We start from the raw sequence: 13,988 nt of genomic DNA, 5'->3' as shown, positions 1-13,988 counted from the left end.
AGAATTTCTTCTATTCAAAAGAATTGCTGGTTCATTATCTTTTCTCTGTTTAATTTTCAAAGTTCAATGTGCTGTACAAGACAGCTTATTTATAATATCATTTTTAATTTGCTCTGTCAACACTTTTTTTTAAGTTTTTTCAGAACTCATTAAGTATTGTCATCTCGCGACGACGTTTAATATAGTACCATATTCTTTTATATTATTTATAGAGAAACAGGCTATTATGCAAATTTATTTTTATTATTCTAACTATATATTTAAAATACTTGGTTTTACGCATCAAGATACTCTAGGTAGAGTATACATGCCTTTGCGGAATTTTGACTGATAAATACTGCGAAGTAACAATGCTGAAGGAACGATTTAAAAAAATCCTAATAAATCTTGGTTCAAAAATTGTAAAATGCTTATATATTTCAATTGTGTGAGCATTTTTTTAGCGAGTAAACATGCACGGGGCATGGGCTAATATATAGATGACTAATACAAGTTAAAGAAGGATAATGGGATTACATCCCAAACCCCGTATATGATTGTTATCCTTCTATAACCAAAAACAAGCACTCGCTTAGAATCACCACTTAGATTTATAGGATTTTTTTAACGTGACAAAGCATTGTTACTTCGCGTTATTTTTAAATATTGAAGCTCTTTATATTTTTCTATTCATAAAAAAAGAAATCTTTCTGAGATTTTAAATCAGAAATAGAATCCAAATAAAAACCCATAATTTCACCAGTATAGATATTAACATTTATATTTACCTTTTTACTTGAATCATTAGCATCTTCATAGTAAAAATTAGAGCAATAAATGTTTTGTTCATATTTTTCTGAGCGTATAAACTTTGGAACTTGTATACCTGCAACTCCATTATCTATAATAAACTTTTCTGCTGAACCCTTGCACTGATCCAAAGATAAAATAGTTTTACCCTCATAGGAGACTTCAAGCGGCATATAATTAATACCCTCAATTTCATTGTTATCTATATTATAAATTATTGAATAAAACCTTCGAAGTGATAGTGATATCCACGAAAATTGTTCATGCTTACCAACCATTTTCACTTTAAAATCAGTATTGGTGCTATTTTCATTCATATCAGGTGATATTCCAAAATATTTATTTATCGCAAGCATCGCCTGGCTTTGGGAACGACTATCAATAACATCTTTAGGTTTATCCTTTGTATCATCACCTTTATTGGCTACAGCTTCGGTACTTGGCGTCTTGTTTTCTATCGGTTTATTAACTTTAGGTTTATAAGTCTGCATATCATTAACCTTAACTTTATTAACTTGAACTGAGTTATTTACAATATTATTGGTCTCTTTAGGTTCCGATTTACTAACTAGAGCTTTATCAACTATATTTTTAGACCAAATACTTGCCTTAGGGGTTGTATATACCACATTTTGCTTTATGCTATCAGATAAAATCTTATTTAGGTTAATAAAATTATTAAAAATTGCATATGTTGCCGAAACAAATGCCACCGAAAGTAATCCACCTACTAACTTCTTATTTATCATTTTATATTTCTCACCATCTTTTCTAACACCTTTCAAAAATCACACTTACTTTTGTACCTTTATTTATCTCACTTTTTATTTCTATTTCAGCATTATGTGCTTCTGCTATCCTTCTACATATTGAGAAGCCTATTCCTGCGCCATTATTTTTCCTGCTCCTTGACTTATCAACCATATAAAATGGTTGTCCAATTTTATCTAAGCTTTCTTTTGGAATACCTATTCCACTATCTATTACTTCAATTTTCGTCTCTTTTTCAAAATTATATAGCTTTATAAAAATTTTCGACCCAGATTTAGATGCTTTTATAGAATTATCTACAAAATTGCAAATCATTATTTTTATTAAATCTTTATCTGCTAAAATAGTAAAATCTTCTCCTTCAACAATTAATTCAATGCTCTTATTGCTTAGTTTATAGAACAATGACTTCTTAGCTTCCGAAATTATATCCATTATTTTTTCTTCTTTAAAATCAATATTTTCTGCCTTTACTGATATAAGCTCCATCATCTTAAAAGCCATCTGCTCCATTCTTTTGCCTTCTTTATATATGTAATCTGAAGCTTCATAAAACACTTTTTCATTATACTTTGATGTTCTCAATAAATTTGCATATCCTATTATTGAGGTTAGAGGTGTTTTAAGTTCATGTGTAAGATTATTTATAAAATTTTGCTTTTCTAAATTATTTTCTTCTAGCTCGTTTATTTTATCTTCTATAGTATCCGCCATTAAATTAAAATTGTTTGACAGACTTCCAAATTCGTCTTTGGAATTAATCTTTACTCTTTCAGAATATTCTCCTTGAGATATTTTCTTTGTTGAATCTATTAAATTATTAATAGGCTTCGTTATTATTCTTACAAAGAAGAACATAAAAACAGCAAAAATAATTGAAATAAATATTTCTATGTAAATAAAAAAAGTATAGTAATTTATCTGTTGCTTATAAACATTGGAAATATCCTTTATATAGGATAGACTTAAATTTTCACCATTTAAGTTAATTAAACTGCTTACAAATAAATACTGTTTTCCATTTAAGGTTCGTATTACAAACTTTTTTTCATTCTGAGATGATATCTTTAATTCATTCCTACTATCAGGTAGCTTAAAATGTGTACTATTATACACATATTTGCCTTTTTTATCTAAAATTTCTACATCTCCATCTTTTTTATCAACATGGCCCATACATTCATAAACATTATTTTTAAAGTTATCTTTCAAATCATTTGAATCAACTGAATTTGTTGACAACTTATAATCAATATATAACTGTGATGAAATAATTTCTTGGTTGCTTAAGCCCTTATCAACCTCTTCTTTTAACGAATCATTATGTATCTTACTTATTAGCATTACCCCTGATAGACTAAGAGTTCCCAGGAATATAATTAAAGAAAAAAGATAAATTTTTTTCCATAGCTTCATACTAGTAGTTAATCCTCCAGCCTGTATCCAACTTTATACACCGTCTTTATATTATCTAAAAGTCCTAGTTTCTTTCTAATTCTCTGAACGTGAGTATCTACAGTACGTGTTTCTCCAAAATACTCATATCCCCAGACTTGTTCTAATATTTGTTCTCTTGATAGCGCTATATTTTTATTTTTTATAAGCAAAGTTAAGAGTTCAAATTCCTTAAGCGTAAGCTCTATTTTTTCATCGCCTCTTTTTACTATTCTTTCTTCTTCATATATCTTTAAATCTTTAAATTCTATGTAATCTTCATTTTTACCATATCTTCTAAGAACAACTTCAATTCTAGTTAATAATTCTATAGTTTCAAATGGCTTTACCATATAATCTTCCGCGCCTAATTTTAGTCCCTTCACTTTATCTATAACAGAATTCTTTGCTGTCAAAAATATTACTGGTATGTTCTTATCCTTTATTTTTTCCATGAGCCTAAAACCATCCATTCCCGGAAGCATAATATCCATAATTATCAAATCAAAATTTTCTTTCTTTATTGTTTCAAGCGCTTGTATACCATCAAACTCCTGTTTACTTTCATATCCGACCATATTCAAATTTATATTTATTAAATTTGAAATTGCCTCATCATCTTCCACTATTAAAATTCTCTTGCCCAATCTCCCTATCTCCTTTACATTTGTAAATTAAAAATCGCTTAAATTATCCATTTTAATTATATAGCAAAACATACTACAAGGTGTAAAATAATTGTAAACTTAATATTTAAATCCAAGGCAATCTAATTCTTACCCTTTAACGTTGATAGCCTTTTAATAGAAGAAACTCCATACTTTTGTCTTATTGAATCTATAGCCTTATCTAAAGCAGCATTTTTTTCATCGCTATTATCATCAAATATTGAAATCTGTTTTACTTCACCATTACACAATCCTGAAAGCTGTACCCCTAAAAGTCTTATAGGCTCTCTTCGCCACATTTCAACAAATATAGTATTTGAAATTTCAATAATACTTTTTGTACTATTGGTAGGATTTTTAAAGGTTTTTTGGTGTGAATAATTTTTAAAATTATTAGTTCTTATAACAACTGTTACAGATGTACAGCACCTTCCATCTTTTCTTAATCTTGAGGAGACTGTCTCGCAAAGTTCAACCAATACCTTTTTGATTTCTTCCAGTTTTGTAATGTCGGCTGATAGGGTTGTCGAGTTACTAATAATTTTCACCACTTCATCACTACTGTTAACCTTTGAATTATCTATTCCATTAGCATATTCCCATATCAATCTTCCATAGCTTTTAAACTTACTAACTAAAATATTTACATCAAAATTTGCAAGTTCACCTATGTTTCGGATAAATAATTTATTTAGCTTTTCTTTGGCACTTCTTCCAACCATAAACAACTCACCTACAGGAAGTGGCCAAAGCTTAGTTTCTATTTCATCTTCATATAATGTATTTATTTTATCTGGCTTTTCAAGTTCTGATGCCATTTTTGCAAGAACTTTATTTGTTGATATGCCTATATTTACAGTAAAACCAAGTTCTTTTTTTACCCTGCTTTTTATAAGCTGTGCAAGTTCCATGGAACTCAAGCCCCCTATATCAAGGGTTAAGTCCATGAAACATTCATCTATAGAATATTGCTCTATTAAAGGAGTATATTCCTTCAGCAGCTTCATTAGTTTAGCACTAGATTCTCTATAAATACTAAAAGAAGGCGAAAAAATTAAAACTTCGGGACACTTTTTTCTCGCTGAATAAAGACTCTCACCTGTAACAATTCCATATCTCTTTGCAGGTGTGGATTTAGCAAGTACAACACCGTGCCTTGCTGCTTCATCGCCACCTATAACAGATGGAATTTCCCTTATGTCAATTTTTTCACCTTTTCTAAGCTTTTCTACCGCAGTCCACGAAAGAAAAGCCGAATTTACATCTACATGAAATATTATTCTATTCTTTTTCATATTTCCCTCATATTTATATGATTGAGCCCAATACTTCCCCTATGCTATCATTTATAATTAAATCTGCATCCTTATCATAAGTTGTTGTAGATTTATTGATAAGTACAAGCTTGCTTCCACCAAAATAACCTATAAGCCCAGCAGCTGGATAAACAACAAGAGAGGTTCCTCCAACAATCAGTACATCAGCATTTCTTATATAACTTACTGTCTTTTGTATGACATCATTATCTAGTCCCTCTTCATAAAGTACAACATCTGGTCTTACCATGCCACCACATTCATCACACTTAGGTATATTAGTTTCACTGTTAACAATGTAATCAAGATCAAAGTGTTTACCACAATTCAGGCAGTAATTTCTATGAACTGAGCCATGAAGTTCCAGCACATTTTTAGACCCTGCTGCCTGATGGAGACCATCAATATTTTGAGTAATAACGGCTTTTAATTTTCCTCTTTTCTCAAGTTCGGCAAGTGCATAGTGAGCCTTATTAGGTTTAGCTTCTTTAAATATCATTTTAGCCCTGTAAAAATCAAAAAAGTCCTCTGGATGATTCTTAAAAAAAGTATGACTTAACATAACTTCTGGTTTGTAAGAATAATTGTTTTTTGTTTTATACAAACCAGTTTCTGATCTAAAATCAGGTATATTACTTTCAGTAGAAACTCCAGCCCCTCCAAAAAATACAATGTTAGAGCTGCTATCAATTATTTTTTTTAATTCTTCTATCTTATCCAATCTAAACATCTCCAAACAAAATTATTATATATATTTATATTTTATCACAACAAATAAAGAATAGGATATCCAAAAATGAATATACTATTCTTTTATATTTTATTAAATACTTGGCAACTGCAACTATTATTTGAGTATTTCTAGACTCCTTGTTCCTCTATAACTAAAATGTGGTACACTATGATGCTTTTGAATGTATTATATCAATAATATACATTAGTTCATCATCAGTAAGTTCTAATTTAAGTATTTCCTTAAAATTATTACCAGCTGCTTTTATCTTATAAAAAGTGTCATCCTTTACTATATCTCCTGTGTATTTTAAGCTGTCCTTTATAACAATTCTTTCTAATGCACATCCAACATGGAGCATTAAGTTAAGCATTTCGGAATTGTTAAATTTTATTTCTAAACTTTTCTCCACACAATCTACAAAACTTATTAATATACCAACTATTTTCTTAGAATTTAAATACGTAAGGAATTGACTTAAGCTTTCTTCGCAAATGTCCCTTACAACTATATTGTTATCATTATTTAAAGAACTTATTTTTTTATCCACTATTAATTCCTTAAGAAACTTTTCTCCCATACCATTTATGAGGTTTTCTATAGATATAAAAGGTACATCCGTTTTTGGCTTGACTACTCCTACTACCGCTATGATATTATAACTTTTATTAAGCTTAATAATTTTTTCGTTTACACCCTTTATAGATATTGGAATACACTCTATAGCTTCATTTGTGGAATCCTTTATAATATCCTGAACAATATTTTTAAGTTTAACAGCAGTGCCACTTCCTGTTGAACAAATAGTTACAACTGCCCTTTTCTTTCCAGCCTCCTTGCTGCTATCATCATATCCAGAGCTATATCCTTTAAAGTTTTTTAAGGAATTATAAAGCATATCAACATCCACTTCAAGCATATTCGCTTTTCTCACTGCCTCAAGTACTAAAGGAGTTGATACCATATCTATACATCGAACTTTAACATTGCTTTCTTTTTCTATAATAGTATCAAAGGTAGTAAGTGATCCCATATCTACTAATAATAAGATTCCCTTACCTTGATCAACCTCTTTTGCTTTTTGTATTACTTTATCTAATACAACCTTAGGACTAACCTCCAAGGGCATATTAACTGCCACAATGTTATCACTATCCCCAAGCAATTTTTGGGCTACATTGGTCATTCCTGTAGCAACATTATCGCCATGGGCTGCTACTATAATTCCAACCTTCCCCACTTTATCTTCCTCTATGGAACTAAGTAGAAGTGTCAAATACATAACCTCCATCTTAGGAACCTTTAACTTAAACTCCTTCTCTATAAGTCTAGTAGCTTCAACAGCAACACTGTATTCCTTGTGGCTATCTGAAGCAAACTCACTCATATCTGTATATTTAACTTTCTCTCCATTTTCAACTCTCTTTAAAAATGCACTTATGTGTAAACTTAAAGCATATAAAAATCTATCATTATATTTACGATTTAATTTAACTTCTGCAATATTTTTTATTTCTTCTGCAATATCAATTATTTGCTTGTCTACTATTTTTAAAAGTTTATCACGATTCTCCACATTAACACTAAATTTTTCATAAAAGCATTTAAGATGTACATTTATATCTGTAGTTATAAATTTCTTTATACTTTCATCATCCATACCTTCATTTCTAAGTACACTAGACTTATCTTCTATAATCTTATATAAATTAAAAGGAAGCTCATATTGATCCTCTTCAACTACAAGTTCTTCTTCACTATGTGGAGTTATAGTTATATGAGAGTCTACATATTTTGTTATAACCTTTATTAAATCACGCCTATTCCCAATATTAATTAGCCCATTTTTAATATTTGAAGGCAAAATCTTCAAATTCAATTCAATATCAGATTCAGAATTAATACTATTTAAAAATCCTTTTGCACATATAAGCTGTATATTAGATTTAAGCTGTCCTATATTACCAAAAGAAACACTTCCGATTAATGCTTTTACAACCTCGGACGTTATTACTATATTTTTGTTTACCCTGTTAGCTTCTTTAACAAGTAAATATCTTATAAGCGCCAATATTTCATCTATAGATCTATTTTCAAGTGGTGGAATATTTATTACTATTGGTATTCTTCTTACAAAGGTTTTCAAAAGATATGAATCTGGTTCTTCAGTAGTTGCTCCGATTATAAGTACATTTGCGCTTCTATTTCTATCTGTTTCTCCAAGCTTGTTATAGGTTCCACTATCCATAAAGTAAAAAATCATTTCTTGTCCTTCAGGTGGAAGTCTATGTATCTCGTCTAGGAATAATATACCGCCATTGGACTTTTCTATAAGCCCTGCTTTTTCCGTATCTGCCCCTGTAAATGCCCCCTTTATGTGTCCAAAAATATGTGATATGAGAAGCTGTGGATTGTTATAATAATCTGCACAGTTAAATACTACGAAAGGTGTTTTATTGTTATATTTTTTTGTGTACACTCCATACTTATACATCAAGTTTGCAAATAAAGTTTTACCAACTCCTGTTTGTCCAACAATTAAGGTATGCAGTCCATTCGGTGGATACATTATTGCCGCTTTTGCCTGTTCAACTTGATTTTTAAGACTATCCTTTGCTCCTATTAAACGTTCAAAAGGATTATCTTCATTTTTCTCTAAGTTTTTATGGAAAATTCTTTCGAACTCTGGCACTTCAAATTCTTCTTTTGAGAATTTTTTTCCTACTATTTGCTCAGCTCTTGCCTTGTCAAAATACAAAACAGGTCTTTTCTTTATTTTTATAACCTTTTTTTCACGGACAAGACTATTTAAATCACTACTTACGTTATTCCTCAAAACATTCAATTGTTGAGATATGTATACAGCGGTTAATCCACCTTGGTTTTTAAATTTCTCTTCATTGTATTTTAATGATTCTTCTTTTATAAACTCATACACCTTTTCAATTCTTTTCATTTTTTTCACCATCCTCATGGTAAATTTATATGAATATTACTTATCTTATTATACAATATAAATTGATATATAAATTACATTATATCAATAATAAGTAAAAAAAATTAAGAATAGTATTTTTTCTATCCTTAATTCTTAAAATATAAATCTTTGGTGAAACAAAAATTTTCCTTAACTGTATTTTATTATCTTCCCATTATACCGGGTTTAATCATTTGCAACGGATTTATAAGATCATTAATTTGAGCTTCTTTTAAGATACCTTCACTTAATAATATGCTCTTTACTGGCTCTCCTGTTTTTATTGCCTTTTTGGCAATTCTCGCAGCTGACCTATATCCAATATACGGACAAATAGCTGTAACTATACCCACACTATTATTAACAAGTTCACTGCATCTCTCTCTATTTGCGGTTATACCTGATATACAATTAGTAATGAAGGTATCAACACCGTTTGTAAGCATCTCTACAGCTTGAAATATATTATAAAAAATTACCGGTTCAAAAGCATTTAATTCAAGTTGGCCTGCCTCAACTGCCATATTTACAGTAACATCATTTCCAACTATATTAAAAGCTATTTGATTTATAACCTCTGGAATTACAGGATTTACTTTTCCAGGCATTATAGAAGAACCATTTTGCATAGCTGGAAGATTTATTTCCCCTATGCCAGTTCTAGGCCCAGATGACATAAGCCTTAAATCATTCGCTATCTTAGATAAATTAACTGCGCAAGTTTTTATTGCTCCAGAAATAGCACTAAAGCTGTCTAAATTTTGAGTTGCATCTATTAAATTTTCTGCCTGATAGAGCTCTATTCCAGTAACCTTACACAAATTAGGTATTATCCTCTTTATATACTTTGTATCAGCATTAATTCCGGTACCTATTGCTGTGCCACCTATATTTAAAATCTTAAGTTCTTCTTCAAGCTTCTGTATTCTATTTATATCTCTTCTTATTACAGAACTATATGCTTTAAACTCTTGCCCTAATGTAATTGGAACTGCATCTTGAAGCTGAGTTCTTCCCATTTTTATTACATCCTTAAACTCTTCACCTTTTTTATCAAAAGCATCACAAAGCTCGTTCAATTTTTTTATAACTTTTGACATTAGTTTTAAAGCTGTAATTTTCCCAGCTGTAGGTATAACATCATTCGTAGATTGCCCCATATTTACATGATCATTTGGATTTACGATATCATAATTTCCCTTTTCCCCACCTAAAATTTCTATGCTCCTATTTGCTATTACTTCGTTGGCATTCATATTCATGGAGGTTCCCGCTCCCCCTTGAATAGGATCTATTATAAAATCATCATAAAAGCTACCTTCTAGTATTTCATTACACGCAGTTATAATAGCCTCAGAAATATCTTTTTTTAATAATCCTATTTCCTCATTTGTTATAGCTGCTGCTTTTTTAACTTGAATTATACTTTTTATGAATTCTACATTAAGCTTGAGTCCCGTAATATTAAAATTATTAGCACCTCTTAAAGTTTGTACTCCATAATATGCATCTTTTGGAACCCTTTTTTCTCCTATAGAATCACTTTCAATTCTAAACTCCATAAAACATACCTCCTAAATAAGATTGCCTTTTGCTATCGAATTTCATCAGTCACTTTAAATTTAATAATGACCAAATCAATTCACTTATGTTAAATTTATATATATAATCAAATTTATATTATCACTTGTAAAATATCATTTTATCAAAATTAGCTTTTAAAAATATGTATTTTTTATTATATTGTTATTTAATACACATACATATTAGCACATTATTAAACATATTGCTATATTTAATTTAGACAAACAATTTCACTTTTAACTATCTAGATGTGAAAAAATGAAGTAAAATAATTATTGTTAAATATTTTCAAATCATTTTTTGTTATATTCAGAATTATCTGTATTAATTTTCTCTACATTTAAAAGTATACTAGCGTACATTACATAAATTTATAAAACATTTCTGAACAAAAATTATCATAGACTTTCAATTTTTAATATTTATATTTTTTTTATTTTTTATTTAAGGGACACTTTAAATTCAATATTGATCCTGATAAATTATAATTTTGCATAAGGTAACAGTATTTTGAGATGTTAAATGAAAACTATAAATCTATGCGACTATTTAAAAAAAGTGCTTACTTCTCTAAGCCAGAAATGGCAGGTATATTTTTCTACGTTTCTCTACGAAAAATTCGTTGTAAATATAATTATCAATGGAAATTAAAAGCAATATATTATGTAAAAATTTAATTGATTATAAAGATTCATGCCTAAAATTCCGTAGGTACAGAGGAATTTTTTCCTTGAACTACCGTGGGAGAGCAAAGTAACAATGCTGAAGGAACAGTTTAAAAAAATCCTAATAAATCTTGGCTCAAAAATTGTAAAATGCTTAGATACTTCAATCTGTCTGAGCGATAGCGAGTTATTGAAATATCTTAGTATTTTACAATTTTTGAGCCTTAGATTTATAGGATTTTTTTAATGTGACGAAGCATTGTTACTTCGCACTTATTCTATTTAGTGCACATACCAGTGCATTAAGTGATGCCGTATCTATATTATCTGATATTCCAACTCCAAAGTATCTTTTTTCATTGCTTTCAACTTGTATATAAGCAACAGCTTTGGAATGTGAACCAACATTTAATGCATGTTCATCATAGGATATAAACTTGCAGCCATTTATATTGTTTGAGTGCAGTGCATTAAAGAAAGCATCTACAGGTCCATTACCTATTCCTTCTATCTTTGCATCCTTTCCTCTTACAGAAATGACAGCTTCAATATCTACTGTATTTTCATCTTGTTCAACATTCTGAATTGAATGCTGTTTATAATTTTTAAGATAATACGGATCTTTTCTATCCAGATATTCTGCTTTAAAGAACTCAAATATTTGCTGTGGAGTAAGCTCTGTTCCAAGTTCATCTGATTTTGCCTTTATTATCTTACCAAACTCTGGATGCATTGACTTTGGAAGTATAAAGCCAAAATCACTTTCCATTATATATGCAGTCCCACCTTTTCCAGATTGGCTATTTATACGTATAATTTCTTCATACTCCCTACCAAGATCATGTGGGTCAATTGCAATATATGGAACCTCCCATTTAGTTCCGTTTTTTTCTTTAATTGCATGAAGTCCCTTTCTGATAGCATCCTGATGAGAGCCTGAAAATGCTGTAAATACAAGTTTTCCTGCATATGGGTGACGTTCTGGCACTGTCATTTTAGTGCACTCTTCATATAAGTCTACGACCTTGTTCAAATTTGAAAAATCAAGTTCTGGATCCACACCTTCAGAGTACATATTAAGTGCCATATTCATTATGTCAAGATTTCCGGTTCTTTCTCCATTTCCAAAAAGCGTACCTTCAATTCTATCAGCTCCTGCAAGAAGTCCAAGCTCGCTCGAAGCTGTACAAGTCCCTCTATCATTGTGAGTGTGAAGACTTACTATTACGGCTTCTCTGTTTGAAAGATGCTTACAAAACCACTCTATTCTATCTGCATACACATTCGGTGTAGACATTTCAACGGTAGATGGCAAATTTATAATCGCCTTATTATCCTTCGTAGGTTTCCATACACCAAGCACAGCTTCGCAAACCTCAAGTGCATAGTCGAGTTCAGTTCCTGTAAAGCTTTCTGGTGAATATTCAAACATAAATTTTGTATCAGGATATTGAGTTTCATATTCTTTAACAAGCTTTGCACCATATAAAGCTATATCTATTATTTCTTTTTTATCCTTCCTAAATACAACTTCTCTTTGAAGTGTTGATGTAGAATTATAAATATGAACAATAGCTTTTTTCACTCCCTTAAGAGATTCAAAGGTTTTCTTTATAAGATCCTCTCTACACTGTGTAAGCACCTGTATAGTTACATCATCTGGAATAAGTTTGTCATCAACTAATCTTCTTAAAAATTCATATTCTGTATTTGAGGATGATGGAAAACCAACTTCTACTTCCTTAAATCCAATGTCAACAAGCATCTTGAACATTTTAATTTTTTCATCAACATTCATCGGAATAGGTAAAGCTTGATTTCCATCTCTTAAGTCAACACTGCACCATATTGGTGCTTTTTCAATTTCCTTATCTGGCCACTCACGATTCTTAATATCGACCTTTGGATATTTACTGTACTTTATGTGATGCATAACAAAACACTCCCTTATAATTCATATTTTATATAGAAATCTGAAATTTTTAAATTATCATTATATTAATCTTACAAGTAATCTGTACTCTATAAAAAAAGCCTCGTCTCTAAATAAAATAAAGAGACGAGGCTAACCCGCGGTACCACTCTAATTGGTTCAAATTAAAAACCCACCTTCAACAGCGCTCCATATTATAAAATATGGTTTATACCATCTATCCTTATAACGGTGGAATTCCGTTTAACCCTAAAAGCTTCAGGCAACTGCTCACAGATGAGTTCAAAATCTAAAAATTACCGCCTCCCAGCAAACACGGCTCTCTGAAAATTCACTCGATTTCTAATACTTCTGTTCATTGCAATATTCTTTAATTAACTTATTTTGTATTTTACATTATGCATATTTAAAAGTAAACTTTATTTTTTCAAAAATAACGATTTGATTTTTTATTCTTAATTTTTTATCAATTTATTAGCTCAAATATTATTTTTTTATAGCAATTACAAAACCATCACCAATAGGAAGCATTGTGCTAAAAAGTCTATCATCATTTACAACAAGTTTATTAAATTCTTTGATAGGCTCTATAAGATTATGCCATCTTTCTTCTAAATCAAGCACTGGGAACAAAGTATCTTCTGCTGCTAGAACTCCACCATGCCTTAAAAGTTTCATGCAATCTTCAAATAAAACAGGATAAAGCCTTTTATCTACATCTTGAAAAATCATATCAAACTCTTCATCCAAGCTTGGAATTATAGTTTTAGCATCTCCTATTTTAATTTCTATTACTTCATCTAAGCCTTGTTTTCTAAAATTTTCTTCAGCTTGACGTGCTACTTTTTCATCATATTCAATTGTAACAATCTTACCACCATATTCTTTTACTACCCTTGCCATAGACGAAGCTGAAAACCCTATGCTTGTTCCAATTTCCAATATCTTTTTAGGTTTAGTTAAATATATAATCAGTTTAAGCATTCTTGCAACATCATTGTCAACAACAGGTATAAAATCTTTGAGTTCAGTTCCCTCGATAAAAGTCTTTCTGTCCATTTCACTATCATTTTTGTACAAATCCTCTATATAATTCATAATTTTATCAAAATCCATTT

The 13,988-nt window shown here is 30.1% G+C and carries 9 protein-coding genes and 1 other annotated feature; all 9 genes read right to left on the bottom strand.

The genetic code is table 11. From position 1 onward, the window contains the following. Positions 1-665: 665 nt before the first annotated feature. The 9 genes from ACJDT4_RS22260 to ACJDT4_RS22220 all read right to left on the bottom strand — a co-directional run bounded on the left by ACJDT4_RS22260 (position 666) and on the right by ACJDT4_RS22220 (position 13,986). Entirely contained in the window at positions 666-1,538 is an 873-nt protein-coding gene (locus ACJDT4_RS22260) for a hypothetical protein (protein ID WP_406789812.1), read from the bottom strand. 22 nt (positions 1,539-1,560) lie between these two features. Then, positions 1,561-2,976 carry a sensor histidine kinase gene (locus ACJDT4_RS22255; RefSeq protein ID WP_406789810.1) on the bottom strand — a complete coding sequence of 472 codons (1,416 nt, stop codon included), beginning with the start codon at positions 2,974-2,976 and terminating at the stop codon, positions 1,561-1,563. Positions 2,977-2,984: 8 nt separating this feature from the next. Beyond that, positions 2,985-3,641: a response regulator transcription factor gene (locus ACJDT4_RS22250; protein ID WP_406789809.1), complete on the bottom strand. Its 657-nt coding sequence runs from the start codon at positions 3,639-3,641 to the stop codon at positions 2,985-2,987. Between the two features lie 122 nt (positions 3,642-3,763). Continuing rightward, complete coding sequence (locus ACJDT4_RS22245; RefSeq protein WP_406789808.1) at positions 3,764-4,957, bottom strand: Y-family DNA polymerase; 1,194 nt, start codon at positions 4,955-4,957, stop codon at positions 3,764-3,766. A gap of 13 nt (positions 4,958-4,970) precedes the next feature. Continuing rightward, positions 4,971-5,708 carry an NAD-dependent protein deacylase gene (locus ACJDT4_RS22240; protein WP_406789807.1) on the bottom strand — a complete coding sequence of 246 codons (738 nt, stop codon included), beginning with the start codon at positions 5,706-5,708 and terminating at the stop codon, positions 4,971-4,973. A 169-nt stretch (positions 5,709-5,877) separates the two neighbouring features. Then, positions 5,878-8,667 (bottom strand): sigma-54-dependent transcriptional regulator, encoded by a 2,790-nt coding sequence (locus tag ACJDT4_RS22235; protein ID WP_406789806.1) that lies wholly within the window; start codon positions 8,665-8,667, stop codon positions 5,878-5,880. A 185-nt stretch (positions 8,668-8,852) separates the two neighbouring features. Then, on the bottom strand, positions 8,853-10,250 hold the full coding sequence (locus tag ACJDT4_RS22230) for an aspartate ammonia-lyase (protein ID WP_406789805.1): 1,398 nt from the start codon (positions 10,248-10,250) through the stop codon (positions 8,853-8,855). A gap of 949 nt (positions 10,251-11,199) precedes the next feature. Next, positions 11,200-12,870, bottom strand: coding sequence for a 2-isopropylmalate synthase (gene leuA / locus ACJDT4_RS22225; RefSeq protein ID WP_406789804.1), 1,671 nt, complete (start codon positions 12,868-12,870; stop codon positions 11,200-11,202). Between the two features lie 119 nt (positions 12,871-12,989). Beyond that, positions 12,990-13,238: a binding site (T-box leader), on the bottom strand. Positions 13,239-13,356: 118 nt separating this feature from the next. Further along, positions 13,357-13,986 (bottom strand): O-methyltransferase, encoded by a 630-nt coding sequence (locus ACJDT4_RS22220; RefSeq protein WP_406789803.1) that lies wholly within the window; start codon positions 13,984-13,986, stop codon positions 13,357-13,359. Positions 13,987-13,988: the final 2 nt, after the last annotated feature.

Source organism: Clostridium neuense (assembly GCF_045310695.1).
Taxonomy (GTDB): domain Bacteria; phylum Bacillota; class Clostridia; order Clostridiales; family Clostridiaceae; genus Clostridium_S; species Clostridium_S neuense.
This window is presented reverse-complemented; position numbering and strand designations above follow the sequence as displayed.